Source organism: Kribbella sp. NPDC051952 (assembly GCF_040680855.1).
Taxonomy (GTDB): Bacteria; Actinomycetota; Actinomycetes; order Propionibacteriales; family Kribbellaceae; genus Kribbella.
The window spans coordinates 24,497-49,634 of the sequence record NZ_JBFAXQ010000009.1 but is presented as its reverse complement, the minus strand read 5'-3'; the positions used below and the strand labels follow the sequence as shown (position 1 = coordinate 49,634).

Annotated in this window: 24 protein-coding genes; 14 read left to right on the top strand and 10 right to left on the bottom strand. The window is 65.4% G+C overall.

Annotation, left to right across the window (positions count from 1 at the left end; all coding sequences use genetic code 11):
* Positions 1-16: 16 nt before the first annotated feature.
* A complete protein-coding gene (locus AB0L70_RS18510; RefSeq protein WP_363685485.1) occupies positions 17-730 on the top strand; it encodes a GntR family transcriptional regulator in 714 nt (237 codons plus the stop codon).
* Between the two features lie 105 nt (positions 731-835).
* Here AB0L70_RS18510 and AB0L70_RS18505 read toward each other — a convergent pair whose 3' ends face one another.
* Positions 836-1,999 (bottom strand): DNA cytosine methyltransferase, encoded by a 1,164-nt coding sequence (locus tag AB0L70_RS18505; protein ID WP_363685483.1) that lies wholly within the window; start codon positions 1,997-1,999, stop codon positions 836-838.
* A 94-nt stretch (positions 2,000-2,093) separates the two neighbouring features.
* On the opposite strand from AB0L70_RS18505, the gene AB0L70_RS18500 reads away from it, so the two are divergent.
* The 7 genes from AB0L70_RS18500 to AB0L70_RS18470 all read left to right on the top strand — a co-directional run bounded on the left by AB0L70_RS18500 (position 2,094) and on the right by AB0L70_RS18470 (position 11,555).
* Positions 2,094-2,588 (top strand): very short patch repair endonuclease, encoded by a 495-nt coding sequence (locus tag AB0L70_RS18500; protein ID WP_363685481.1) that lies wholly within the window; start codon positions 2,094-2,096, stop codon positions 2,586-2,588.
* 120 nt (positions 2,589-2,708) lie between these two features.
* Positions 2,709-5,279 (top strand): Z1 domain-containing protein, encoded by a 2,571-nt coding sequence (locus tag AB0L70_RS18495; protein ID WP_363685478.1) that lies wholly within the window; start codon positions 2,709-2,711, stop codon positions 5,277-5,279.
* Complete coding sequence (locus tag AB0L70_RS18490) at positions 5,276-6,286, top strand: PD-(D/E)XK motif protein (protein ID WP_363685476.1); 1,011 nt, start codon at positions 5,276-5,278, stop codon at positions 6,284-6,286. Before AB0L70_RS18495 ends, AB0L70_RS18490 begins: the two co-directional genes overlap by 4 nt.
* Entirely contained in the window at positions 6,286-8,136 is a 1,851-nt protein-coding gene (locus AB0L70_RS18485; protein WP_363685474.1) for a hypothetical protein, read from the top strand. Before AB0L70_RS18490 ends, AB0L70_RS18485 begins: the two co-directional genes overlap by 1 nt.
* An 11-nt stretch (positions 8,137-8,147) precedes the next feature.
* On the top strand, positions 8,148-9,032 hold the full coding sequence (locus tag AB0L70_RS18480) for a hypothetical protein (RefSeq protein ID WP_363685472.1): 885 nt from the start codon (positions 8,148-8,150) through the stop codon (positions 9,030-9,032).
* 17 nt (positions 9,033-9,049) lie between these two features.
* The gene (locus AB0L70_RS18475) at positions 9,050-9,814 is read left to right on the top strand and encodes a DUF6339 family protein (protein WP_363685470.1); all 765 of its coding nucleotides are present in this window, start codon (positions 9,050-9,052) and stop codon (positions 9,812-9,814) included.
* Positions 9,815-9,866: 52 nt separating this feature from the next.
* Positions 9,867-11,555: a TIGR02391 family protein gene (locus AB0L70_RS18470; RefSeq protein WP_363685468.1), complete on the top strand. Its 1,689-nt coding sequence runs from the start codon at positions 9,867-9,869 to the stop codon at positions 11,553-11,555.
* A 13-nt stretch (positions 11,556-11,568) separates the two neighbouring features.
* On the opposite strand, the gene AB0L70_RS18465 is transcribed toward AB0L70_RS18470, so the two are convergent.
* The 3 genes from AB0L70_RS18465 to AB0L70_RS18455 all read right to left on the bottom strand — a co-directional run bounded on the left by AB0L70_RS18465 (position 11,569) and on the right by AB0L70_RS18455 (position 13,035).
* Positions 11,569-12,183 (bottom strand): hypothetical protein, encoded by a 615-nt coding sequence (locus tag AB0L70_RS18465; RefSeq protein WP_363685466.1) that lies wholly within the window; start codon positions 12,181-12,183, stop codon positions 11,569-11,571.
* Positions 12,180-12,533: a hypothetical protein gene (locus AB0L70_RS18460; RefSeq protein ID WP_363685464.1), complete on the bottom strand. Its 354-nt coding sequence runs from the start codon at positions 12,531-12,533 to the stop codon at positions 12,180-12,182. The genes AB0L70_RS18465 and AB0L70_RS18460 overlap by 4 nt, the downstream gene beginning before the upstream one ends.
* Before the next feature lie 148 nt (positions 12,534-12,681).
* A complete protein-coding gene (locus tag AB0L70_RS18455) occupies positions 12,682-13,035 on the bottom strand; it encodes a hypothetical protein (RefSeq protein WP_363685462.1) in 354 nt (117 codons plus the stop codon).
* A gap of 104 nt (positions 13,036-13,139) precedes the next feature.
* Here AB0L70_RS18455 and AB0L70_RS18450 point away from each other — a divergent pair, with 104 nt between their 5' ends.
* Positions 13,140-13,457 carry a hypothetical protein gene (locus AB0L70_RS18450; protein ID WP_363685460.1) on the top strand — a complete coding sequence of 106 codons (318 nt, stop codon included), beginning with the start codon at positions 13,140-13,142 and terminating at the stop codon, positions 13,455-13,457.
* Between the two features lie 484 nt (positions 13,458-13,941).
* On the opposite strand, the gene AB0L70_RS18445 is transcribed toward AB0L70_RS18450, so the two are convergent.
* Positions 13,942-15,072: an epoxide hydrolase family protein gene (locus tag AB0L70_RS18445; RefSeq protein WP_363685458.1), complete on the bottom strand. Its 1,131-nt coding sequence runs from the start codon at positions 15,070-15,072 to the stop codon at positions 13,942-13,944.
* Between the two features lie 54 nt (positions 15,073-15,126).
* Between AB0L70_RS18445 and AB0L70_RS18440 the strand changes: the two genes are divergently transcribed.
* Positions 15,127-16,122 carry a WYL domain-containing protein gene (locus tag AB0L70_RS18440; RefSeq protein ID WP_363685456.1) on the top strand — a complete coding sequence of 332 codons (996 nt, stop codon included), beginning with the start codon at positions 15,127-15,129 and terminating at the stop codon, positions 16,120-16,122.
* Here AB0L70_RS18440 and AB0L70_RS18435 read toward each other — a convergent pair.
* Complete coding sequence (locus tag AB0L70_RS18435) at positions 16,119-16,760, bottom strand: response regulator transcription factor (RefSeq protein WP_363685454.1); 642 nt, start codon at positions 16,758-16,760, stop codon at positions 16,119-16,121. The two genes, AB0L70_RS18440 and AB0L70_RS18435, sit on opposite strands and share 4 nt — an antisense overlap.
* A gap of 60 nt (positions 16,761-16,820) precedes the next feature.
* A complete protein-coding gene (locus tag AB0L70_RS18430) occupies positions 16,821-18,803 on the bottom strand; it encodes a histidine kinase (protein WP_363685452.1) in 1,983 nt (660 codons plus the stop codon).
* Between the two features lie 222 nt (positions 18,804-19,025).
* Here AB0L70_RS18430 and AB0L70_RS18425 point away from each other — a divergent pair, with 222 nt between their 5' ends.
* Positions 19,026-19,370 carry a hypothetical protein gene (locus tag AB0L70_RS18425; RefSeq protein ID WP_363685450.1) on the top strand — a complete coding sequence of 115 codons (345 nt, stop codon included), beginning with the start codon at positions 19,026-19,028 and terminating at the stop codon, positions 19,368-19,370.
* On the top strand, positions 19,367-20,053 hold the full coding sequence (locus tag AB0L70_RS18420; protein WP_363685448.1) for a hypothetical protein: 687 nt from the start codon (positions 19,367-19,369) through the stop codon (positions 20,051-20,053). The genes AB0L70_RS18425 and AB0L70_RS18420 overlap by 4 nt, the downstream gene beginning before the upstream one ends.
* 81 nt (positions 20,054-20,134) lie before the next feature.
* Here AB0L70_RS18420 and AB0L70_RS18415 read toward each other — a convergent pair whose 3' ends face one another.
* Entirely contained in the window at positions 20,135-21,040 is a 906-nt protein-coding gene (locus AB0L70_RS18415; protein WP_363685446.1) for an alpha/beta fold hydrolase, read from the bottom strand.
* 588 nt (positions 21,041-21,628) lie between these two features.
* On the opposite strand from AB0L70_RS18415, the gene AB0L70_RS18410 reads away from it, so the two are divergent.
* Entirely contained in the window at positions 21,629-22,411 is a 783-nt protein-coding gene (locus AB0L70_RS18410; RefSeq protein WP_363685444.1) for a hypothetical protein, read from the top strand.
* A gap of 66 nt (positions 22,412-22,477) precedes the next feature.
* Here the strand turns inward: AB0L70_RS18410 and AB0L70_RS18405 are convergent, their stop codons facing one another.
* Positions 22,478-23,368 carry a DMT family transporter gene (locus AB0L70_RS18405; protein WP_363685442.1) on the bottom strand — a complete coding sequence of 297 codons (891 nt, stop codon included), beginning with the start codon at positions 23,366-23,368 and terminating at the stop codon, positions 22,478-22,480.
* A gap of 78 nt (positions 23,369-23,446) precedes the next feature.
* Between AB0L70_RS18405 and AB0L70_RS18400 the strand changes: the two genes are divergently transcribed.
* Positions 23,447-24,361, top strand: coding sequence for a LysR family transcriptional regulator (locus tag AB0L70_RS18400; protein ID WP_363685440.1), 915 nt, complete (start codon positions 23,447-23,449; stop codon positions 24,359-24,361).
* On the opposite strand, the gene AB0L70_RS18395 is transcribed toward AB0L70_RS18400, so the two are convergent.
* Positions 24,336-25,133: a TIM barrel protein gene (locus AB0L70_RS18395; RefSeq protein WP_363685438.1), complete on the bottom strand. Its 798-nt coding sequence runs from the start codon at positions 25,131-25,133 to the stop codon at positions 24,336-24,338. The genes AB0L70_RS18400 and AB0L70_RS18395 overlap by 26 nt on opposite strands.
* Positions 25,134-25,138: the final 5 nt, after the last annotated feature.

Genomic DNA, 25,138 nt, shown 5'->3' with positions numbered 1-25,138 from the left:
CTGGTATAATCTGGGTGTGACAGCCGAAGATTCCGCGGTCGAGCGGATCAAGAAACGGATCCGCGAGGGGATCATCAGCGGCCGCTTCCCGAGCGGCAGCCGACTCCCGAGCGAGCGGCAGTTCGCCCTCGAGACCGGCCACAGCCGGATGACCGTCCGGGCCGGCTTCCAAGCCGCCTCCGACGACGGCCTCATCGCTCCGTCACCCCAACGCGGCTGGTACGTCCGCGATCTAGTACTACGTGAGCCGCCGAGCCGGCTGCAGTCCTTCACCGAGATGGCCCACGAACTCGGCTTCCACCCGAGCTCCGAAATCCTCGACCACCGCGAACGCCCCGCCACCCTCGACGAAGCCCACCGCCTCCACGTCGCCCCCACCGCCCCCGTGGTCGCAATCCGCCGCCTCCGCGGCATGGACGGCCGCCCGGTCACCGTCGAGGACCTGGTCATCCCGCTGGCGGTAGCCCCCTGGCTCCCGTCCGCCGACTTGACCGACGCCTCCCTCTACGAACTCTTCTCAGCCCACGACCTGGAGTTCTCCTACTCCCGCTACACAGTCCAAGCCCAAAACGCCGACGCCCCCCTGGCCGCCCTCCTGAACCTCGCGCCCAACGGCGCCATCCTGGTAGCCACCGAAATAGCCTTCGGCCAAGACACCACCCCCCTCCTATCCGGCACCAACCACTACAGAGGCGACGCCTACCAATTCACCGCCGACCTCACCCGGTAATCCGACAGGCTCGGTATCTCCTGATCAACGACTTGAACGACGGGAGTAAGTCCAAGTCATCCGTGTCGGACGGGGCGCTTCCGTGCAAATCCATACCCGGATGGGTCAGCTGGACTCGTCGAACAGTGTTTCTGCCGCCTTGTCTTGTGGTGTTGAGCGCACGAGAGGCGACTCGTCCTCGGTGTCGAACCAGCTCCGCGTCGTCGCGGCGTCGAGTGATTCAGCATCGATCCTGAGACCGAGTGCCGCGGCCAGCACATGGACGGCCAGTCGGGGCGGGATGGCGTTCCCGATCTGCTGAGCCCTGTCGCGGCCGGACCACGGGTAGTCGCGAGGAAAGGTCTGCAGTGCTCCGGCCTCCGGGGACGTGAAGCGGTCTGTGCTGCCGTTCTGCATCTCGACTCTGTTCCGGGAGATTTTCCCTGTCACCGTCGCGGACGGCTGGTCGGACCGCCGCCGCCCACGTTTCTTCGGATCGCCGCCCGTGCCGTAGTTGGAGATCACCGTGAATGGACCCGATCGGTGGAGGGTCTCATCCATCGTGCGCCACGGAAGCAAGGTGGGATCGCCGTCGGTCCGCGCAACATCTTGCCGGAACGGGCGGTGTGTCGGTGTCGGAAGTGCAGCGTGCGCCTTTCGTCGCGCGATCAGAATCGCCCGACGTCGAGTTTGCGGAACTCCGAACTGCTCGGTCCGCAGGACCCCGCATTCGCAGTTGTAGCCGATGTTGATCAGAACTTCTCGGACCGTCTTCCAGACCGGCAGTACAGCTGGAACCTGCTCCAGGACCACGGCATCGAACGCGTCGCCCGACCGATACGCTTCCAGCACCCAGCGGAGCGGCTCGAGAACGAGCCTGGTGCGCTCATCGACGGTGGTCAGGACCTTCTCGAAATCATCGCCCGAAGCCATGCTTCTTGCTGCCGTGACAACGAGACTCAGCGCGCGCCGACCGGTGCCGTTGCCGGCAACCGTATATGTCTGGCACGGCGGCCCACCGGCCAAGATCTTGGCGTCGGAGAACTGCTTCGGTTTGTAGTCGCGCACGTCTCCCTGGATGGTCGAGAGACCTGCGGCGCGCCGCGTTTCGCACGCGCCGTCGTCCCACTCGATCCCCTCGACCGTGACGCCGAGCCACCTCGCAGCAACGTCGAGTCCACCGGGTCCCGCGAACAGATCCACCATGTGCAGCTTCGACGGCAGACCGTTCTGATCCCGCGTCATGGTGCGAAAGTATAGGGCGTGCCGAACCGGTCGAAGTCCTCGCAACGCCGGCTACACCGTACGCCCTCGACCTCGACGGTTGTGGTGTTGCGGCGGTTCGGAAGACAACGTCGGCGCATCGTGAGAAGTTGGCGTTGTCATGGATATGGATCGCGCAGTCTCACGGTCGACCGCGCCGAGTGCGCAGGCCCACGCCGGTTCGCGTCCGGTACTGACGACGTCGTCGCAGACGTCGTCGAGGATGTCTCGTCAGGCGAGGCGTGATACCAAGCCCGAGATCGAGTTGCGACGGCGGTTGCACCGTCTCGGATACCGCTATCGGGTGAATCATCCGTTACCCGGGATGCCCCGGCGTCGAGCAGACCTCACTTTTACTGCGAAGCGGGTAGTGGTGTTCGTCGACGGCTGTTTCTGGCACGGTTGCCCTGAACACGGGACCAGCCCACGCAACAACGGCGCGTGGTGGGCCGAGAAGCTCCGGAAGAACGTTGAACGCGACCGTGAAACGGACGCGCGGCTCAGCGCGATCGGGTGGATCGTCATCAGGATCTGGGAACACGAAGACTCGGACGCAGCCACGTCGCGCGTCGTCGGAGCCTTGACCATGGCGGCCGGTTCGGGTGACTGTACGTAACGTTCGGTTGTCTAGTCCGATATAGGCGCAGGGGCCTGCGCGTGGACGTACTGGAGACGTGGACAGCGGGCGTGTGTATGTGATGCAGGCGAGCGACGAGTGTAGCGAGCAGGGGAACCTATGAGTGACGAGATCGATGCCAAGTACGAGGTGTTCCAGAACTTGCTGGAGACCGGTACACCCGAGGAGGCGGTCAAGTCTCTCGAGATTCTCGGCCTGCAGGACGACGTGATCCAACGGATCAGGGACCGTCACGAGCAGCGGGTCATCGAGATCCGCGAGATGGACGAGCCGCACGTCGTCTACGCGGGTAATCGATACACCTGGTACACCGGTCCCAGGTCGGGGGACAAGTGTTGGCCTGCGCTCGTCGAGCGGCTCCTCGCGTCGGGATGGGACCAGGACCCGGCGATCGATTCGCTCGATGCCGCGTCGACGAAGATCGTGTCGCTCCTGAGCCATCCGAAGGAGCGCGCGTTCTCGACCCGCGGTCTCGTTGTCGGCTATGTCCAGTCCGGGAAGACGACCAACTTCACCGCGGTCATGGCAAAGGCTGCTGATCGCGGTTACAAGCTCTTCATCGTGCTCGCGGGCATCCACAACGGTCTGCGTCGGCAGACGCAGGCGCGTCTGGTGCAGCAGCTCATCGAGCCGAACCCGACTCGTTGGGCCCAGCTGACGGACCTGGACAGAGACTTCGTTCCGACCGCGAACGCGGCGTCCTTCTTCGGCAAGAGCAACCGCACGCACATCCTGTGTGTCGTCAAGAAGAACGCGACCGTCCTGCGGAAGTTCGCCGACTGGCTGCAGTCGGCATCGCAGTACCTGGGCGACTGCCCGGCGCTGGTGATCGACGACGAGGCAGATCAGGCGACTGTGGCCACCAAGACGATCAACCCATTGATCCGTGAGGTGCTCGAGGTTCTGCCGAAGTCGGCGTACGTGGGCTACACGGCATCGCCCTTCGCGAACCTCTTGATCGACCCGAGCGCGGACGGCGACTTCTATCCTCGCGACTTCGTCGTCAACCTGCCTAAACCGTTCGGTCATTTCGGGACGGAGGTCGTGTTCGGTCGCTACGCGCTCGACGGAGAGGATCCGGAAGACGTCGACGACGGCTACAACATGATTCGTACGGTCCCTGAGTCGGACATCGAACTCGTGCGTCCGCTGCGACGCGTCGACGTCGAGACGTTCCAGCCTGAACTGACTCCGACGCTGCGGACGGCCGTCGAGTACTTCTGGCTGAGTACCGCGGCTCGACGGGTCCGCGGCACCGGGGTGAAGCACAGCACAATGCTGATCCACACCAGTGTCAACACAGTCGTCCACAATCGCTTTCGGAAGCCGCTCGAAGACCTGCGACACGGCCTGCGAGCCGACTTGCACTCGGCCGACGCCCAGAGTCGGCTCCGGAAGTTGTGGGACGCCGAGAGTTCGAAGGTTTCGGCGGCCGCGTTCGGCGAGCGCACCATCACGTTCGACGAGCTGCTCGTCGAGCTTCCGGGTGTGATCGACGACTGCAAGATCATCATGGACAACTCGAGCAGCGAGGACCGGCTGGACTACGAGTCCGGGCCGGTCGTGGCGATCGCTGTCGGAGGCAACACGCTCTCGCGAGGTCTGACCCTCGAAGGCCTGTCCGTCAGCTACTTCGTCCGAGCGGTGTCGGCGTACGACACTCTCCTGCAGATGGGCCGTTGGTTCGGGTACCGCGACGGGTACGCCGACCTGCCGCGGATCTGGATGACTGACGAACTGCAGGACTGGTTCCGACACCTGTCGACCGTCGAGACGGAGATGCGCCGCGACATCGATCTGTACATGACTGAGGACAAGGATCCGTTGACGTTCGCGGTACGCGTGCGAACCCATCCGGCGTTGCGGGTCACCGCGGCCGCGAAGATGAAGGACGCGGTGCGGGCGATGTCGGCGTACGGCGGGCAACGCATCCAGACCAGATACTTCCGGCGCGACGAGACCTGGCTAGGGACCAACCAGACTGCGGCGACGACTCTGGTGGCCCGCGCGAAGGCATCGGGTAGGCACGAGCCGGACGCCAAGCAGGGCCGACATATTTTTCGCGACGTGCCGAGCGAGCACGTCATCGACTTCCTGCGGGCCTACCAGTTCCACGAGAAGTCGCAGGAGTGCGACTCGGATCTGCTCATCCGCTACATAGAGCGCCGGAAGAAAGAGGCTGGATCGCTCACGACGTGGAACGTCGCACTCGTCGGCAATCCGGTCGACTCCGCACTTGGAAACTTCGACTTCGCTCCCGATGTCCAGGTCGGCCGAATCGTTCGTGCACGACTCGGATCGGAGGACGAGGTGGACGAGGACACCGTGGCGGACATCAAGACGCTCATGAGCCGTCGGGACGCGGCGGTCGATCTGTCCGGCGAGAACGGCAAGCTCACAGAGTCCGAGATCAAGGAAAAGCGACTCGACGAACTGCCGAACACCGGTCTGATCGTCCTCTATCCCATCGACAAGGTTTCAACACCGGCGCCGGGGCGGACGCAACGCCGGGCATTGGACGCCGATACCGATGTCATCGGAGTCGGCCTGGTCTTCCCGCAACCGGACGTCGACAGCCCGATCGAGTGGAACTACATCTCCGCCGATCTTTCCAGGATCGACATCGAGGAAGAAGACTTTTCCGCGGTGGTGTCCGAGGAGTCGGCGTGACGGTCGCTCTGCGCGAGATCGTTCAACAGCACTGGGAGGCGCTCGACCGTCACGGTCCGGCCGTCTCCGGGCTTCGTGTCGCGGATCTGCCGGTCGCGACCACCGTCGGACCGGTCGTCGCGGCGGTCGACCGCGTCGGACATCGGCACCTTTTGGTACCGATCGAGCCGCACCGGAAGGTCCGTGGCGGACTCGACGGGCCGGCACTGCTGCTGAAGAAGGCGCCACTCGAAGACGAGGCAGGACGCCGAACGTTTGCCGACTTGTGCTGCGCGCGTCCGGATCTGAACGACGTCTTCACCGGCCTCTGTGCGGACGTGCTGGCGAGCATCGAGGCTCAACCCGGAGACGCGCTGAAAGCGCTCTACCGGCAGCTCGACAGGTGGCGTGCTCTCTTCCAGACGAAGAGCAACGTGCTCGGCATCGAGCAACAGGCCGGCCTGTTCGGCGAACTGCTCGTCCTGGAGCGCCTGCTCGAACGGGATCCGGGCGCGCATCGATTGTGGAAGGGTCCGCTCGGACATCGACACGATTTTGCCTCCGCGCAGTACGCGGTCGAGATCAAGTCGTCGTTGGCGACCGACGGCCGTCGGGTCAGGATCCACGGGCTCGATCAACTCGACGCCCCAGCTGGCGGACTGCACCTGTACTGGATCCGTCTCGAGGCCGGCGCATCAGGCGGACGAAGTCTCAACGATGTGGCGAAGTCGGTTCTCGACGCTTGTGAGGACGAGAGCGCCATCCGTTCGTCATTGTCCGCGGCGGGCTACCGGTTCGTCGACGAGGCTCAGTACGAGAACACGCGGTTCGCCGTGATCGAGGAACGCCGCTACGCGGTCGACGAAGGATTCCCCCGACTTGTGGCGAGCGAAGTGTCGGCGGCCGGTCTGCCGATCAATGTCACCGATGTCGCCTACACGATCGACCTCTCGGCCGAGCCGCCCGTTCCGCTGAAACCCGAGACCGCGGACGAGTTCGTCGTTGCCCTGTTGCGCGAGGGGGCGTGATGTCGACGGAGTGGTTGTCACAGACGTTCCCTCCCGAGGGTGCAAGCGCAGCCGAAGGCATCAGGAACCAGCTCGGAAGACCCGAACTCGACCTCCTGACGATTCTCGTTCGAGAGGCCGCCCAGAACTCGTGGGACGCGCGGCGGAACGACGTACCTGGGGTCGACTTCCGCCTGTCGATCGGAAGCGTGAGCGCCGCCCATCTGTCCTCGTGGCGCGACCTGCTCCTGCGCAGCGCGCCCCTCGACGGACATCTGCCATTGCGTCGAATCCTGCGGAAATCCGATATCCGCACGCTCACAGTCTCCGACCGAGGGACCAGCGGTCTCGGTGGACCGACGCGCGCGGATGCGCTCCACAGCGACAACCACGACTTCATCTCGTTCGTCCGGAACATCGGGGAGCCGAGAGACAAGCAACTCGGAGGCGGCACCTACGGTTTCGGCAAAGGGATCTTCTACTTGCTGTCGACGGCCGGCACCGTACTGCTGCATACCCGATGCGACGACGGCAGCGGACGCCTGCAGACCCGGTTGATCGGCTGCGCCCTCTGGAAGAGCTACGTGGGCAAGGACGGAACGGCCGACCGGAGGTACACCGGCCGCCACTGGTGGGGCGACGTGAGCGACGGCATCGCCGAGCCGTTGGTCGACGACGACGCGGTGGAGGCCGCGCGGAAGCTCGGGCTGGAACCTTTTGAGGACGACGAGACCGGAACCGACGTTGTGGTCGTCGACCCGATTCTCGACGACCGCGATTCGCAACAAGCCGCGGAGTATCTGGCTGAGACTGTTGCCTGGCACCTGTGGCCGAAGATGCTTGCGCGATCGAACAGCCGCTCGGCGATGCGATTCGCGGTCCGCTGCAACGGTGACGACGTACCCGTACCGGATCCGGAAACGATGCGGCCCCTCGATCTCTTCGTGGCCGCCTACAGAAGGTTGCAGGGAGAAGGCGGCCGAGATCTCGAATGCCGTAGCCCGAAGAAGCTGCTGGGCCGGTTGGGGCTGGTCAAGGCGGTCGCCCCCGCTCTTACGCCTACCGACGCCGGGCTGACCGCCGGCGTGGACACGCTGGTGCACCATGTGTGCCTGATGCGACCGGCCGAGCTGGTCGTGACCTATCACCGCGGACCGAAGCCGCCAAGCGAACTCCTCGCGTATGCAGGTGTCTTCCGTGCAGATCAGGCTATGGACGAGGTGTACGCGCGGGCCGAGCCGCCGACCCACGACGGTTGGAACCCCCAGTCCCTGCAATCCCCGGAGAACACCTTCGTCCGGATGACGTTCAAACGCATTCAGGAGGCCTTGGACGGTTTGCTCGAGCTAGGAGGATCCTCTCGTGGAGGTTCTGCCGCGTTGGCACTGGGCGCGGCCAGCAGCCACTTCGCGTCGTTGGTGGTCGGGGTCGACGGACTCGGAGGAGCATCCGACTACGGGTCGTCGCGCGGTCAAGGCGTCGACGGGAAGAAGGGCGGTCGGCACAAGAAGGGTGACCCCCGCCCGGTCGGACCGAGGGCATCGATCGAGTACGTCGACTCTCCCTATCTCGACCAGTACAACGGGGAAACCGTGGTGGTCCAGGCGTTCCGGCTGCCCCTGGGCGGCTTTCATGTCGTCACCGCGAACGTGGCCGTCCTCGCAGGCTCCGGTGCACGCGAAACGGATCCACCGATCGGTGCCGATCAGCCTGTCGTTCTGGGGTGGCAGTCCCGCGAAGGTCAGTTCGTGCCGGATCTCTCGCCACGACTGCAGGGTGGCGACGGGATGACCTGGCGGGTGCTGGTCCGTCCGGCACACGACACGATGACCGAGGTCCTGATCACGAGCCGATCGGACGCCGAGCGATGACACGACAGGCAATGCCGTACAGGATGCCGTCGAGCGAGACCGTGGTCGCCGGAGACTGGGTGCTCGTCATGGGGGAGGAGCAGGTCTCACTGCCGGACAAGCTCCCGGACTGGGATTATCAGACCAACCTGACACTGAGACGAGTCATCGAGATCGATGCGAAGTCGTTGCGCGTCGGCGCCGGTCTGCCGCCGAGCGCGCCACTTGCGCTGGCTGTCGTCTGGACCGCGAGTGGGTCGGGTCTCAAGGCTCCGGGATATCGCGTGACGCTCTCCGGGCAGGACGAAGAGGTCTGTGAGATTGAAGTCGGGATCCCGGGTTCGGAAGTCGGCGGTCGGTTGACCTTGGAGACGGTGGCCGTTCTCGATGCTCACAACGGGAGCCCGGACCCTGCCGCGCCAGGGCGGGCCGGATCGGTACTTTGGCGCGACCGACACGAGATCCAGCTGCAAGGGGACGCTCCACAGTTCCCGATCTCGGTGATCGACTTCGGCAAAACGTCGTTTCCCAACGATGCGGCATGGCATGTCCAGATCTCCGGCAATCTCTACTCGGCGACCATGGGCGGGATGATCCTCCTGGTCAACGAGCGCAACTCCACCATGGTGCGGGCGTTCCAGAACGCGGCGCGGCCTCGCACGGTCGACAAGGCTGTGTTGTCGGCGGTCTACTGCGACGTTGCGCGGACGATGGCAGAGCATGGGCTGCGCTCGGACGAGCTTACAGAAGGTACGCCGTACCCCGAAGGCACCCTCGGTGCCACCGTCATCTCGCTTCTCGATCGCCTGTTCCCCGGAATCTCACTCGTCGAGTTGAGGCTCCGGATGGAACAGTCACCCGCACATTTCGCTTCAGAACTGCGTGCTGCGGTCAGGCTCTTCGAGGAGGTCGAATGAGTCTGTTGTACCCACGGTTGCTGATCGAGCAGGCAAAGCCCTTGCACGAGCAGTACCAAACACTGGACGTCCAAGAACTAGGCGGCCGTGTCGAAGTCTCACACCAGTCGGCCATCTATGCGGCCACCGGTGGCGATCGCGTCTCGTCCGGACAGCTCACAGAGTTGCGTGAGGGTGCCCTCCAGATCGCGATGCAGTCCGGCTTTCCGACGAAGTCGTCGCGTGATGCGCGGGGAGAGATCGATCTTCCGATGGCGCGATATCTTCACGCCGGAATGAAGATCATTCCGGCCGAGGCGGCCTCGGGTGACGTCTGGGCATTTCTCGCCTTGGTGCTGTTGCCGGATCTGTCCTACTGGAGGTACCCACGTCCTCCGGGGGATCGCGTCCTCGGCACCGACATCACCAGGCACGTTCTCGGAAGGCTCTGGTGGCGTGCCCAGCTCGTCCACTCACCCGACGAACCGGATGCCTACAAGGCGCTGGAAGTTCTCGGAGAGGCGGCTTTCGACCAGATCTACTCCCGCCGTAAGGCGCTCGGCGGCAGCCCGATGGTCGTGAAGGCGATCCTGCGAACGTGGTCGGCTCTCGAGCTGGACGGCCTCGGGGAAAGGGCCGTGTTGCGCGACTTTCTCCAGCGGTTGCTGCGACTGAGGCCGTTCGTGGCGTTCGAGGCCTTGGACCCTGTCGTGCTCGATGGAGAACTGCGTGCTGTGGCAATGGAAACGGTGGAAGCGATTCAGGCGGCAGGTGGGGACATGGTTAGGCCTACGGCAGATTGAGGCCGACCGGGACACGCCTTGAGGCCCGCTGCGGACGTAAGGACAGACATTGGTGAGATCACACCTGACGCTGCTGTTCGATCCACTCACGATCGAGCATCTTGGCTACAAGATGTATTCGCACCTGCCCAACGCACTGGCTGAACTCATAGCGAACGCCTACGACGCAGATGCGACGAAGGTTCAGGTCATTCTGCGCGACGACGAGCGGGGTCGCTCCGTGACTGTGCGGGACAACGGTCACGGCATGAATCTGGCTGATCTCCGGGAGAAGTACCTCCGGATTGGGCGCAACCGCAGAGTCGAAGGTGAAGGGCGTTCCGAGTCGGGCCGGCGTGCTGTGGCAGGAAAGAAGGGTCTGGGGAAGCTGGCGTTGTTCGGAATCGGTGAAACCATCCTGCTGACAACGAAACGCCGTGGCGCGTCGGAGAACCTGCATGTCGCGCTCAGTTGGATCGAGATCAAGAACGCGACGGGCACGGAGTACCACCCGGATCTGACCCGAAGCGAAGCGGAGCCAGGTCTCCACGGAACCACAGTCGAGCTGAGCGACCTCCGTCGGCGGACCCCCGTCAACGCGAGAGATCTGGCGCACAGCCTCGGCCGGCTGTTCGGCTACGTCGACAACGATTTCCAGATCGAGGTGATCGACGCGGCGGGTACCAGTCGTCCGATCAACCGTGATTCCCGTCTTGACGGAGTAGACAAGGACGTGGAGTGGCAAGTGCCCGGGGACTTGCCCGACGATCTGCGTGAGGAGCTTCCGAACCTCCTCGTCCGCGGACGTATCGTCGCAGCAGCAAAGCCTGTCGGCGCTGAGCATCGAGGCATTGCGCTCTATGCACACGGGCGTCTCGCCAACGAACCAGAGTTCTACGGAGTCTCGGAGTCGAGCTACGCATTTTCCTATCTCACGGGGTATCTGGACGTCGACTACATCGACGACGGCGTTGCCGATGTGATCTCGACGGACCGCCGCTCCATCAGCTGGGACACCGACCTGACCGCGGAGCTCAATGGCTATCTCCAAAGACTGCTGCAGTGGGCGTCCAGGGAACGGAGGAATGCTCGGCGCACAGCCAACAAAGAGCGGATCAGGGCGGATCACGGAGTGGATGTCGACACCTGGGTCGGGTCCATCAGGAGCAGTGAGCGCGACGCGGTCGGAGAGGCGGCCTCGATCCTGGTCTCACCGGACTCGGCCCTTGCAGATGACGACCGTACTTCGTTGCTCAGAAGTCTTCGGACCATCGCACCCGACTATGCGGACCTACACTGGCGGCATCTGCATCCGTCAATCAAGGCCGTCTCGGAGACCTACTACGAGTCCGGCCATTTCCACGCTGCGTTGTCAGAGGCCCTGAAGAGATTCGTCAACGACATCCGAAAAGTTCTTGGTCTTGACGGACAGCAGGCTGCCGCCATCGTCAATCAGGCGTTCAAAGTCAGCGGCGATGAGCCTGCACAGATCGATGTCACGCTCCCCTACATCGACTCCGGGCTCGACGTGAATACATTGAAAACCATCCGCAACGGACACTGGAGATTGTCCGACGGCGTCGTGGCGGCCTTCCGCAACCCGGTCGCTCACGAAGAGGAACTTCTACTGATCGAGACCCGGGCGATGACCTATCAGGACTGCCTGGACGCATTGAGCATCGTGTCGCATCTCTACAGACATTTCGAGCGAGCCGTGAAGTCGGCCTCACCACCGAACGATGGCCATCCCGAGCCGGTCTGACTGGGCGTCTTGATCAGAGCTCGCGGGTATTGGAGGTGCTGCGACCGGGAGCAGACCGGTGCTGCTGAGCGGGTGGTCTGGATTTCGTTGCTCCGGAGGCAGCGGCGATGTCGGAAGCGGCGGCTAGGGCTTTGCGGAGGTCTGGTGGGAGAGGCTGGCGGATGGGGGCGACTGGGCTGGATAGGTGGGTGAGGGAATCGGTGGCGGCTCGGACGGTGGGTAGGCGGGCGCCGGCTTCGCGGCCCAAGTGGGCTGCGGCTTCTTCGAAAGGGCGGTCGGCGCCGCGGTGGGCGAAGGCAACCACTTGGCGGTACGGCGGGCCGCCGTCTTCTGATTCGAACTCGCGGTAGATGAGTCGGTGGGACGGGCCGAGGTCGATGTTGTGGCGGGTCTCGGGGACGACGGCGAGCTTGATCTCAGCGCAGTCGCTGAGGTCGTGTCGGCGATACCTGAGGCGCTTGCCGGCGAACTCTTCTTCGCGACCATCCGCGAGTACGCGAAGTCCCAGTTTGAGGGCTTGGAACTCGCGAGTTCGAAGGCCACCAGGTCCCTGTGTGCTGGCGGCACGATCGAGGGCTGCGAGTCGCTGCATGACCTCCGGCAGGAGCAGGAGGCGGTACTGCGTCATTGCGGCTTGAAGTCGGACTCGTCGATATCTTCGTCGAGATCCCATCCGATTTGAGCGGCGGCTTCCTCGAGTGGGATCGACGGCTGTGGATTGTCGAGTCGCTCGCGGACAGTGTCGTAGGCGTGGTCGAAGCCGTCCTCGTCGGCGGCCAGCGCGTCGAGCCGACGCCAGACGTCCCAAGGGACGACAACAGCCTCGGGCTGACCCGCGTCGCCAAGGATGAGGGGCTCGGTCTGGCCTGAGCGGAAAAGGTTGAGGAGGCCAGGCAGGTTCTTCGACGCCGCCGAAGGCGACACCACCCAGACGCGTTCGCCATCTGGGAGGAGGTGCGGCGTTTCGTCGGGGTCCATGGCTGTCCTTCCGTGGGGCAAGAGTCATTCTCAGGATAGAAGTCGAGAGCTGACCGAGCGTGGAGTTATCCACAGGAGTCGGATCCATGGCCTTGCACAACCTTGGGTGCCGACCTGGCTCTCTACTGCAGAGCCGACACTCGAGGGCTCACTTCGAGCGGAACTCTGAGTCGTCTATTGGCTCGTCGAGATCCCAGCCGAACTCTGCTGCGACTTGTTCTATTGGGATGGATGGGGTCGGGTCGGCGAGGCGGGCTCGGGCGATTGTGTAGGTGGTGTCGAAGCCTTCTTCGTCGAAGACTCGGGTGTCTAGGGCTCGCCAGAGTTCGAAGGGGACCACTACGCCTTCGGGTTGGCCAGCGTCACCGAAGATCAGGGGGTCGTCGTGGCCGAAGCGGAAGCGTTCGAGCATCTGGGGGAGGAGGCCGGAGGCGGTTGAGGTTTTGATGACCCAGACGTGGTCGCCGTTCGGAAGGAGATGCGGCGTTTCTTCGGAGTCCATCGTGGTCCTTTCGGGGTTGGGGCGGGATCATCAGAATAGGAGGGCGCGGCTGGATGCGGCGGGGGTTATCCACAGGGGCTGGGGGCAACTGATGGGAGTGGCGGATGGGTGAAGGGCATTGGGTTGAGGTTCGGGCCATCGCCGACGAAGGACTGGATGACGGGCGGTGTTTGAAGGCGGTTCAGCAGTTGCGGAAGGAGTTGGCGGGGGAGGGGTTGCCTACTCAGGACGTTGCGGTGAAGGCGATCGGGGTGGCGTTGGTGGGTGGCCCGAAGGCGGCGTCGACGGTGGTCGCCGTACTGCGGGATTGGGTTCGGCGGCGGAAGAATCCGGGGCGGATTGTCGTGTCGTCGGGGACGGCTCGATCGAGATGGAGCGGGCGACGTTTGACGAGCGGGCAGTGGAGCTCCAGGAGTTCTTGAGCAAGCACTGAGACGCTCGTTTGAACACGAATCAGGCGTTGTCGGGTGGGTGGACGGGGCGTAGCGTCGAGTACAGGATTCTGGCGACGCGGCCGGGGGGCTGGTGCGGAGCACGCGGGGGCGCGTGCGATGCACGTGTTGCGTGGGGGGAAATCACGCGATCCGCCGTGAGGAGACTGCCTGGCTCGAGGGGCGGGCCGGGGGTGGGGATCTCCGAGGGGGCAAGACGAATGAGGTCTTCGTTGAGGTGCCGGCGTACGAGCCGGTGCAGGATTCGGGTACACGTCGCTCACAGAGCTGTTCGTTGCGGCCTAGGGGGCGATCGACGGAGGTACGGCGTCCGGCCGCATCGAGCCTGGTGGCAGCAACGCCACAGCGCCTGAGGTCGGCCCGAAGGAGGAAGCTCTGCCCGGAATTCCCTCCAGTCGGGTGGAGCCCAAAGGAGCCCGGAGTGCGCAAGCACTCCGGGCTCTCTATGTAGTGCCTACAGGTTGCGGAAGAAGGTCCGGATGTCGGCGGTCAGCTCCGCGGGGCGTTCGAGGGAGGCGTAGTGGCCGCCGGTCTCGAAGTTGGACCAGTGCACGATGTTGGTGTTGTCGCGTTCGGCCAGCGGGCGGATCGTCTTGAAGTCGTCGGAGAACACCGCAACGCCGGTCGGCGCGTGGTTCTGGGCGGGTTCGGTGCCGGCGTGGGCCTCTTCGTAGTGATAGCGGCCCGCCGCGGCGGAGCTGTTCGTGAACCAGTACAGCGTGACTTCGGCCAGGATCTGCTCCGGCGTGACCAGGCTGGTGCCGTTGCCGAAGCTGTTGAAGAGTTCGTTCCAGGCCAGCTGCCCGACCGGTGAGTCGGAGATGCCGACGGCAACGGTCTGTGGCCGGGTGGAGTTGATCGCGTTGTACCCGCCGACCGACTGGAACCACTTCAGGTGCTCGAGCGCCGCGTAGTCCTCCGGCGTGAACTTCTCGAACTCGGCCGGGTCGCCGGACGGGAAGGAGAACAGTTGCAGCACGTGCAGGCCGAGGAAGCCGTCGGGGTTCAGCAGGCCGAGCTCCCGCGAGATCATCGCGCCGCCGTCGGACCCATGAGCGCCGTACGACGTGTAGCCGAGTCGGCGCATCAGCTTGTCGTAGGTCCGCGCTACCCGGGCCATGGTCCAGCCGCGGTCGACGAGCGGCGTACTGAATCCGAAGCCCGGCATCGACGGGACGACGACGGAGAAGGCGTCCTCGGCCGAGCCGCCGTACGCGACCGGGTCGGTCAGCGGGCCGATCATGTCGAGGAAGTCGATGAACGACCCCGGGTAGGTGTGCAGGAGGAGCAGCGGCGTCGCGCCTTCGACCTTCGACGGTACGTGGATGAAGTGGACGGTCTGGCCGTCGATCTCGGTCAGGTAGTGCGGGAACTCGTTCATCCGCGCCTCCTGCTGACGCCAGTCGAACCCGTTCTGCCAGCGGTCGACCATCTCGCTGAGGTAGTGGTTCGGGGTGCCGTACTCCCAGTCGTCGCCGGGTACGGGCTCGGGCAGCCGCGTCCGCGCCAGGCGGACGAGCAGATCGTCCAGGTCAGCCTGGGCGATGTCGACGGTGAAGGGCCGGATGCTCTCGTTCGTGTTCATGGCTTTACCGTAGAATCCGTATAGGAACATTAGATTCCTATATGGGAGACGGATGTGCTGGAAACTTCGTCGCGGTTGCTTTCCTTGCTGGCGTTGCTCCAGACCCGGCCGGCCTGGACTGGCAGTGAGTTGGCCGAGCGGCTGGAGGTGACTACGCGGACGGTTCGCAATGACATCGATCGGCTTCGCGAGCTCGGGTACCCGGTCGACGCGGCGCGTGGTCCGGCGGGGCACTACCGGCTTGGAGTTGGCGCGAAGCTGCCGCCGCTGTTGCTGGATGACGAGGAGGCGGTGGCGGTCGCGGTTGGATTGCGTACGGGCGCCGGCGTCGTCGGGATGGCGGACAGTAGTGCTCGGGCGCTGACCAAGCTGGAGCAGGTCCTGCCGCATCGGCTCCAGCGGCAGGTGAACGCGATCCACCGGGCGATGGAGAAGGGGCCTGACAACACCGGCTCGAACGTCGAGGATCCGCTGATCGACTCGACTGTTCTCACCACTGTGGCGGCGTGCATCCGTGACGAGCACTATCTGCGGTTCGACTACGAGATTCCGACGGGTGCGATGATGCGTGGCGCTGGGTCGGGCCGTGGAGCCGAGCTTCCGATTCTGGTGGAGCCTTATCGGCTGGTTTGTTGGCAGCGGTATTGGTACCTCGTTGCGCGGGACGAGAAGGGTGAGTGGCGTACGTACCGGGTCGACTGGATGTCGTTGCGGATGGCAACAGGTCGCCGCTACCAGCCGCGGCCGATGCCCAGCGAGGATTACACCGACTTCGTCCTGCGGGATGTCGCGTCGACCGGTTGGCAGGTGCACGCGCGGATCACCGTCTTCGCCTCCGCCGACGAGGTCCTCTCCCGCATCCACGCCGCGGTCGGCATGGTCGAACCGATCGACGACAGTACGTGCGTCCTCGTCACCGGCGCCGACTCCCTCGAAGTCATCGCCGTCTACATCGGAATGCTCAGCCTCGACTTCCACGTAGACGGCCCACCCGAACTCCTGACCCACCTAAAAACAATAGGCACCCGCTACCTCAACGCGATCAGTTAGTTGTCGGTGCCGAGGCCGGCGTTTCGGGCTTGGATTATGGCTGTGGAGCGGTCGGCTATGCCTAGTTTGGTGAAGATGGTGGAGACGTTGTTGGCGACCGTCTTGGCGGCGAGGTTGATGCGGTCGGCGATGGCTGTGTTGGAGAGGCCGGCGGCCAGGAGGTTGAGGATTTCGCGTTCTCGGGTGGTTAGTTCGGGGAACGGGTCGGCGCTGGGTGGGGGTGCGGAGAAGAAGCCGAGGACGCGGCGGGCTACGCCGGGGCCGAAGATGGCTTCGCCTGCTGCGACGGCTCGGATGGCGCGGGCGATCTCTTCTTGTTCGGCGCCTTTGACCAGGTAGCCGCGGGCGCCGGCGCGCATCGCGGCGAAGACGGAGTCGTCGTCTTCGAACATGGTCAGGACGAGGACGGCGACCGACGGAGCCGAGCGGGCGAGTTCGCGGGTGGCCGCGAATCCGTCCAGGTCGGGCATCTGCAGATCGAGTACGGCGACATCGGGGCGAGCCGTGATGACTTCCCGAACCGCCTCACGTCCAGTTGAGGCGACACCCACGACCTCGATGCCGGGCAAGGACGTCAGCAATGCTTCGAGCCCGGCCCGGACGATCGGGTGATCGTCGGCCAGCACGACCCGGATCATCGTCGCTCCACAGGAAACACAACTCGGGTCATCGTCGCTCCCAAGGAAATTCGACCCGGGTCATCGTTGCTCCAAAGGGAAGCGGGCGCGGACCAGGCCGCCGCGGGGGGTGGGGCCGGCTTCGAACTTGCCGCCCAGCTCCGCAGCACGCTCGCGCATCGCCTGCAGGCCGACGCCGGGACGCCAAGCCCCGTTCGGCGGCCCGTCGTCGTTCACTTCGATCTCGAGATCGGTTCCACAGCGCAACGCTAGTACGGCGGAAGTCGCGCGGGAGTGCCGTACGACGTTCGTCAGCGCCTCGGTCGCGATCCGGTAGGCAGCCACCTCTAGCGCCGCGGGCAGTGCCGGGAGACCATCGGCAGACACCTCGACCTGGATCAAAGCACCGTCGGCACGGAACGACAGTTGGTCGGCCCGTTGCCGCAGCGCGCCGACGAGACCGAGTTCGTCCAGCGCAGGCGGTCGCAGATCGTCGACAAGCCTACGTACGTCGCCAATCGCGGTCCGCGTGTCTGCCCGCAACCCCGCGAGGAGTTCGCGTGCTCGCACCGGCTCGACGTCGATCAGGTTGGCAGCGGCGTCGGCGGCAAACGCGACACCGGTGAGCGTGGGTCCGAGGCCGTCGTGGAGATCGCGGCGGATCCGGCGGCGTTCCTCTTCCCGGGCCGAGACGAGCTTCTCGCGGGACGACTGCAGCTCGGCCGACAAGCGGGTTGCATGCACGGCGACGGCGAGTGGTACGGCGACCAGCGCAAGCACATTGCGATCCGCCGACGCCAGCCGGGATTCACCCGACCGCAGACCGATGTCGAGCGTCCCGACGACCTGTCCGCCGTACTCAAGTTCCAGCGGTACGACGGTCTGCGGCCGGGTACCGTCCGCGGCGACAATCCCATTGTCGACAATCAGAGCGGCGTACGGGAGGCGGAGGGCGGATCGGACCGAGGCAACGACACCGGGGAGGCCGGCCGAGAGTTGTTCGCCGACGCGCGACGCAACCCGGGCGGGGTCGCCGCGGTCGCCGTACAAGGCCCGGTCGACCAGGAGCTGAAGCCGGGGGAGGATCGGCGCGATGATCAAGGCCACCAGCACCGTGACCGCGGCGGAGCGACCCACCTGCGATGCGATGAACGAGTCGAGCAGTGCGACCAGAGCGGCATAGGAGCCGATGGCAACCAACGAGAGCAGCGCCCAGGTCAACGCTCGCGACACGACCAGTCGGATGTCGAGCAGCTGGTAGCGCACGATCGCCACCGCGACGGCGATCGGGATCAGCGGAATCGCCAGCAGGACAAGGATCGGCGTACCCGCGACGAAGGCCCACGGGGTGACGAAGAGGATCGCGATGACGGATGCCAGTAGCAACCACAGGAGTTGCCGACGGCCCATTTCATCAGCTCGGCGGTATCTGATGAACAGACAGACGACAGCCAACAGGATCGCGACCAGGTTGCGCAGTTCGGTCGCGGTCCAGAGCGGTTGGAGTGCGTCGTACGACGAAATCGACAGATAACCACGTGGTACGCCGGGAGCGGGCGGGGCGCCGTCGGTCGCCATCTCCAGAACGAAGAAGGGCGACGTGACGATGATGCCGATCGCGACCCAGCGCCACTGTGGCGACAGCAGCCGGCCGGTCGGGAACAGCAATAAGGACAACGGGAGGAAGAGCGCGATCGACCAGGGCCACGACCAGAGGAACAGCGAGACGGCCAGGCGCTGAGCGACGATCGGCGCGCCGGACTCCACCAGCACCTGACCGAGCGGTGCGCCCAGCGCGGTCGTGGCGTGGCCGATGCCGTCGGCGATGAACAGCCAGCCGATCGGGTTCGACGGGCGATGCCACGCGATCACCGCGCCGCACAGTCCGAACGTCAGCCCCATCAGACCGTTCGTCACCACGAAACCTTCGACCAGGTCGTGCCAGTTCCAGCTCAGTACGGCGGCCAGCACCAGCGCGGCGACCACCTCGGCGATCACGAACCCACCAAGGCCGCCGGCCAACGCCCGTCGGCGCGGCTCCAGCGGGTTCGATCCTGTGGTCATAGAGGCAGTGTGCTCCCGGAAGTGTCCCGGCGTCCCGGGATTGCGTTCCCGAGACGCCGGGGAAGCGCTGCTGCGAGTGATCCCGTCGCGCCGGGATCGCAGCCCCGGGTGGGCTGGGGAACCGCCTGACTACGGGGGATTGCGGGCCCAGGTGCGGGACCGGGGCGGGAGCCGATGGTGGAGCCATCGAAACCTGATGAGGGGGTAAACACAATGTCTCGGATGAACAAAGCCGGCCTGATCGTCCTCGGTCTGCTGGCCGTGCTGGATCTGCTCGGGCCGGTGCTGACCGACGGCGAGCACCCACCGATGGAGATCGCGGTCGGTGGCTCGGTGGTCGGGCTGATCAGCCTGGTCTTCGTCGGCCTGGCCTGGCGTGGGAAGCGGTGGGCACTGGCTCCGCTGATCACGCTGCGGCTCGCCTCGGCGCTGCTCGCAGTACCGGCGTTCTTCGCCGCCGATGTACCTGCCGCCGCGGTCGCGGCCGCCGGCTTCGGAGTTGCGGCGACGATCTTCGGCGTGGTGGCGGTCCTGCTGCCGACGCGGGAACTGGTCGGTGCGCGATGACGCAAACGATGGAGCGTACGACGGGTGCCGACGTACGACCGCTGTCCCGCTGGGTCGCGGCGCTGGTGCTGCCGATCGGGCCGGCTGCGATCGCGCTGCTGCGGTACTTCTTGCCCTACGACACGGTTGACGACGTTCCGACGATCGTCAATAAGATTGTCGACAATCTGGATCGCGCATCGTTGGTCGCGTGGTTTGGGTACATCGGGATCCTCACGTTGGTTCCCGGGGCCTACGCGGTTGGCCGGCTGACTCGCCGACGGGCGCCGTGGGTGACCGCGATCGCGCTGTTCCTCGTCGTACCGGGGTATCTGTCGCTGCCGTGGACGGCATCGAGTGACCTGTTCACCTGGTCCGCGGGAACGGCGGGAGTGGACGCTGGGTCGATCGCGAAGGCGGTTGATGTGACGCACGGGTCGATGAACCTGGCCGGCGCGGTGTTCGTGCTCGGGCACGTCCTCGGGACGATCCTGCTCGGCGTCGCGATGTGGCGGTCGCGGATTGTCGTTCGATGGGCCGCGGTAGCGGTGATGGTGTCGCAGCCGATTCACTTCATCGCCGCGATCATCATTCCGAATCACACGCTCGACCTGATCGGCTGGGGTCTGCAGGCAGTCGGGTTCGCCGTGGTGGGGTTGGCGATCCTGCGGATGCGCAACGACGAATGGCAGCCCTTGTCCTAAAGGGGATTGCTCAGAGGGAAGGTGCAGTTCGGGGGTGGGCTCGTCCGGCATCACGTGCCGGACGAGCCCGCGGTTGCTAGGTCAGAGGCCTTGTTGTTTGAGGAAGGTGACGGTCCGGGCCATGGAGGTTGGCCAGGCGGGACCGAAGGCGTGTTCTTCGCCGGGGTAGGTGTACATGGTCGCGTTCTTGCCGGCGGCCTTGAGGGCGGCGAGGGTTTCGCGGGACCAGGCGATCGGGCAGGTCGAGTCGGACGCGCCGTGGTGGATCAGGACCGGTTCGGTGACGCGGTCGAAGAAGTTCACGGCGGACAGGTTCCGCCAGAAGGTCGGGTTGCGCGCGGGTTCGCCGTACGTGCGCAGGATCGTGGTCGCGATCGGACGATCGGGGCGGGTCCAGCGGTTGAAGTTGTCGACGGCATCTGAACTGACCGGCGCGAAGACGACCGCGGCCTTGACGAGACCGGGCTGGGCGACGAGCACGTTGTAGGTGATACCGCCGCCCATCGACCGGCCGAGGAGTCCGATGCGTGCAGGATCGACGTACTCCGAGGTCCGCAGAGCGAGGACCGCATTGATCACGTCCTCGGTGTAGCCGAGCCGCAGGTCGAGTTCGGAGCGCGGATCGTCGGACGATTGCGCGTGATTGCGGTAGTCGGTGTGCAGTACGACGTACCCGCGCCGCGCGAGGTAGTCCTGCTCACGCATCAGCCCGCGGCCGTTGGTGTAGACGGCTGGGTCGATGTAACCGTGGTTGAGGACGAGGGCAGGGTGCGGTCCTGGGGTCGACGGGACGTTCATGATCCCGGAGATTGTCAACAATCCGCTTGTGTACGTGACGTGGTAGCGGGTGTAGGCGGCGTTGCGCGCCAGTACGCGGGCGAGGCGGAGGTTGCCGCCGTTGTACTTCTTCACCATCAAGGCCTGCAGAGACACGGGATGCGGGACGGTCGTCGGGGTCGGCGCGGCGGTCGACGGCGGCGATGACACAGGTGGGGGAGTGGACGGCGAGGGGCTCCCGGACGGCGAGAGGCTTTCGGAGGGCGTTGGGGCGACGGATGGCGGGGCAGGAGTTGTGGAGTTTGCGCTCGGGGCTGACGCAGGGGGTGCCGCGTCGTCGGTAGTACAGGCGACCACGGCCGTCATCACGAACGCGACGACCCCCGCCCACGCCATCCGCCGGTCCATGTCTTCCAGTCTGCCGCTGGACGGTGCGCAACCGGTCGAAAGTTCTCACAACGATCGGCCGGCCGATGCGGCTCGGTGAACGCCGAGGCACCGACCCAGCTGCGGCTCCGGCTCCCCGGCTGGTCAACTCGGTCGACAAGGACAGCTCGACGCCATGATTCGCAGACGGCGACTGAGACGAGGGAGCTGCGGCGCGCTGAGCGAAGACGCGAAACGCACTGGACCGCGTCGGCCGGCGGGTGGGTGACTGATGACGCTGTGTCGTTGTGCCGGAAGAATTCTGTTGGAAGGCGCCACGGATTGCAGGACTACTGGCGCGTACCGTGAATTGTTCGCGCTTTTCTGATGGGCGTGACAGCATTCAGATTCTTCAAGTTGGGGGGCTTGAATATGTCACGAGCCAAACGAGCGATTCATCAACGCCGCGGTCCGCTACTGCTTGTCGTCGGGGTGGTCGCCGCAGTGACCGTCGCCGCCGGGGTGGCGCTCGCGCAACTCGGTGGGCCGTCGGACCAGCCGACCGGTCAACCCACACTCAGCACGACCCATCCCGCACATAACGCAAGCCACGCAGCGAGTGCGCCAACGAGTGGGCCTGCGACGAACGAACCTGCAAAGCCCGCAGCGAGCCAGCCTGCAAAGCCCGCAACGCCTCAGCCGAAGCCGAAGGTCATCAAGAGCGCCGCCGATGCCTGCGCCGACGAGATCCGGACAACCGAAGCAGTGGTGACCTCGGCCTGGGCCGCCGCCGAACATTGGCGCCAACATGTGCAGGCCCGTACGGATTTGCTCAGCGGGAAGAATTCCGAGGAAGCCACAAAAGCGATCTGGAAGCGCACCAGACTCGCCGGTCCCGCGGATATCGCCACGTTGGATTCCGCAGTCTCCGCGCAGGCGAAGGCCGCGGGCGGTTGCAAGAAGTTGTCGGGTACGACGGCAACCGTCTGTAAGAAACGACTCTCAGCGCTCGATCGGGCCGCGAAGGCTGATCGGGCGGCCGCGGGTGATTGGGAGAGTCACCTGTCGATGATGGCGGCTCACGCGGCCGGCGACTTCGATGCGGAGCACGCGCAGGATATGTGGGTCGCCGCGTGGACGGCCGCGCCGAAACACCTCGACGCAGCCTCCCGAGCCAACGCCGCCCTCACCGCAGCCCCAGACTGCCCCAGCTAACGGAAGCCGCAGCTGAGGCGCGCCCCAGCCGAGAGCCCAGCTGACGGAGCCCCAGACGACGGAGCCTTAGCTGACGGCCACACACTCGTCAGCTAGCACCGGCGTGCGGCGTCGGCGTGGCCATTGGACGATCAGTACGGCGGACAGCACCAGCGCGCCACCGAACCACTGGACCGCTGTGAGCTGCTCACCGAACACCAGAGCGGCCGCGACCACCGTCACGACCGGCTCGAGGATGGACAGGATCGACGCCACCGATGGCCCGACCCGAGCCATCCCCGCGAAGAACAGCAAAATCGCCGCAACCGTACTCACCAGCGACAACGCCCCCAGCCACAACCACCCCACCGGCGCGAAGTCCAGCGAAGGCCCACCCCGCAGCAGCCCAACGACCAGGAACGTCCCGAAAGCCCCCACGCAAACCAACGCAGCGAGCGCCAACGGCGGCACCTCAGCCCGATCGCCGACCAAGATGTAGCAGGTGTAGACAATCGCCGCGCCCAGCCCCAGCACGACCCCGAAAAGATCGAATCGCCCACTGAGAGCCCCGCTGAGCACCAGCCCGATCCCGGCCAGCGCAATCCCCAACGCCCACACCCTCCGCCGCGACGCCCGCTCACGTCGCAACACCACGGCACCGACCATCACCAGCACCGGATAGACGTACAGCAGCAAGGCGACCAGCGACGCATCGAGCCGCGTCAGCGCGGAGAAGTACAGACCCGACTGCGCCGCATAGCCGAAGACACCCATGCCCAGCCCGATCAGCACAGCCCGCCGAGACAGACCACGGAACGCGCCACGCGCTAGCGCGATTGTCAACAAAACAACTCCCGCCAGCCCGAAGCGGACCAGCAGCAACGCATCGACCGACACGCCAGCGTCGTACGCCAGCTTGCCGAACACGGCCATCGCCCCGAACCCGGCGGCGGACAGAAGACAGAAAAGGATCCCCACGTCATCGATGGTCAGGCCCGGAGATTGTTCACGTCTATCACGGCTTCCTGGACGAGACCGTGTAGCTATTCTGAACAAATGCTGGATCTGCACCGCCTCCGCCTACTGCGCGAAGTCCACGACCGCGGCACCGTGCACGGCGCCGCGCGCGCCCTCGGCTACACCCCGAGCGCGATCTCGCAGCAGCTGTCAGTCCTGGAGCGAGAAGCCGGTACGCCGTTACTCGAGCGGATCGGCCGCAACGTCCGACTGACCACGGCCGGCCAGGTGCTCGTCCGTCACGCCTCGACACTGCTCGAGGGAGTCGAGGCGGCCGAGGCGGAGTTGGCCACGATCGCGGCCGGCCGAGTGGCCGGGCTGGTCCGGGTCGCGTCGTTCCAGTCCGCGTTCCTGCGCATCGTCGCCCCGGCCATCCGTGCGCTGGCCGCCACTCATCCCGACATCCGCGTCGAAGCCAGCGAGCTCGAGGTCGAGCAGGCCGCGCCGGCCCTGCGACTCCAGCAGCTGGACGTGATGATCGGCGACGAGTACGACGGCCAACCGCGAGCAGTGCACGCAGACCTCCATCGCGAGTCATTGCTCCGCGAACAGATCCGCGTCGTCCTCCCCGAGGACCACCCCGAAGCCGCCGCCGAACGAGTATCGATCGCGCGCCTGGCCGATGTCCCGTGGGCCTCCTGCCATCCCGGCACCGGCCATCGCGAAATGCAGGTCCGCGTCTGCCGAGAACTCGGCGGCTTCGAACCGGACCTCCGCTACAGCTCCGACGACTTCCTGATCCTGCTCGAACTCGTCCGTACGACGGGAGCCGGCGCACTGCTCCCGGACCTGGTGCTCGCCCACGGCACGGCCGGTGTCGCCGTACGCCTACCTGCCGAGGGTGAGGTCGGACGCGGGGTCTTCCTGCTCACCCGCCGTACCCAGAACCCGACCGTCGCCGCGGTCGCGGATGCGCTGCGAACCGCAGCTAGCCAAGCCACCCCAGACTCGTAAGCGTGTCCGTCGTCGGCTTGTACTCACAGGCCGCGACGCCCTGATAGCCGGCCGCCTTCAGCGCATCAAGCGCCGCGTCGATCGGCAACGATCCCGACCCCGGCTCACCACGGCCCGGACTGTCCGCGAGTTGCACATGAGCGACCTGCACAGTCGACGCCGTGCCGATGAGATCGACCCCGTTGCTACCGAGATGGAACGTGTCGAACAACAGCGACAGATTGTCGACATCCTTCAATGGTCCGTCGAGCAAATCCTGTACGTCGTCCGCCGTCAGCAACGGATAGCGCCCGTTGAGCCCCTCGGTCAGCGGTTCGATCAACACGGTCCCGCCGAGAGCATCGACGGCGGAGGCCGCCGAACGGATCGCAGCCACAGCAGTTGCCGCCTGCTCAGCAGGGGCCCAGCGATCGTCGGTCTGCCCGTAGAGCAGATTGAAGAGCCGGCATTCGGTCCGCTCCGCGATCGCGACGACCGCACGAACGTTCGCTGCGAGCTCAGCCTGCCGATCCGGATGCGACGCCACACCACGCTCCCCGCCGGGTATGTCCCCGCCGTAGAAGTTCAGGGCATTCAAAGACACCCCAGCGGCTTCAATCCCACGCACGAACGAGTCGATCGAGGCCGCAGAAGGATCGGGTACGGCGATCGGCCACCACGACTCGACCATCCGGAAACCGGCGGCAGCAGCCGCGGCGAACCGGTCTGGATAGGGCAGTTCGGTGAAGAGCATCGAGACGTTCGCACTCAGCTCATGGCCCCGGTAGTCCATGCGGA

Coding starts and splice junctions, on each gene's coding strand:
- AB0L70_RS18435 (WP_363685454.1), bottom strand. CDS start 16,760: ATGATCCGGGTCGTGCTGGCCGACGATCACCCGATCGTCCGGGCCGGG.
- AB0L70_RS18500 (WP_363685481.1), top strand. CDS start 2,094: ATGGATATGGATCGCGCAGTCTCACGGTCGACCGCGCCGAGTGCGCAG.
- AB0L70_RS18450 (WP_363685460.1), top strand. CDS start 13,140: ATGGGTGAAGGGCATTGGGTTGAGGTTCGGGCCATCGCCGACGAAGGA.
- AB0L70_RS18460 (WP_363685464.1), bottom strand. CDS start 12,533: ATGGACCCCGACGAAACGCCGCACCTCCTCCCAGATGGCGAACGCGTC.
- AB0L70_RS18410 (WP_363685444.1), top strand. CDS start 21,629: ATGTCACGAGCCAAACGAGCGATTCATCAACGCCGCGGTCCGCTACTG.
- AB0L70_RS18430 (WP_363685452.1), bottom strand. CDS start 18,803: ATGACCACAGGATCGAACCCGCTGGAGCCGCGCCGACGGGCGTTGGCC.
- AB0L70_RS18495 (WP_363685478.1), top strand. CDS start 2,709: ATGAGTGACGAGATCGATGCCAAGTACGAGGTGTTCCAGAACTTGCTG.
- AB0L70_RS18485 (WP_363685474.1), top strand. CDS start 6,286: ATGTCGACGGAGTGGTTGTCACAGACGTTCCCTCCCGAGGGTGCAAGC.
- AB0L70_RS18400 (WP_363685440.1), top strand. CDS start 23,447: ATGCTGGATCTGCACCGCCTCCGCCTACTGCGCGAAGTCCACGACCGC.
- AB0L70_RS18425 (WP_363685450.1), top strand. CDS start 19,026: ATGAACAAAGCCGGCCTGATCGTCCTCGGTCTGCTGGCCGTGCTGGAT.
- AB0L70_RS18465 (WP_363685466.1), bottom strand. CDS start 12,183: ATGACGCAGTACCGCCTCCTGCTCCTGCCGGAGGTCATGCAGCGACTC.
- AB0L70_RS18420 (WP_363685448.1), top strand. CDS start 19,367: ATGACGCAAACGATGGAGCGTACGACGGGTGCCGACGTACGACCGCTG.
- AB0L70_RS18455 (WP_363685462.1), bottom strand. CDS start 13,035: ATGGACTCCGAAGAAACGCCGCATCTCCTTCCGAACGGCGACCACGTC.
- AB0L70_RS18445 (WP_363685458.1), bottom strand. CDS start 15,072: ATGAACACGAACGAGAGCATCCGGCCCTTCACCGTCGACATCGCCCAG.
- AB0L70_RS18480 (WP_363685472.1), top strand. CDS start 8,148: ATGCCGTACAGGATGCCGTCGAGCGAGACCGTGGTCGCCGGAGACTGG.
- AB0L70_RS18395 (WP_363685438.1), bottom strand. CDS start 25,133: ATGGACTACCGGGGCCATGAGCTGAGTGCGAACGTCTCGATGCTCTTC.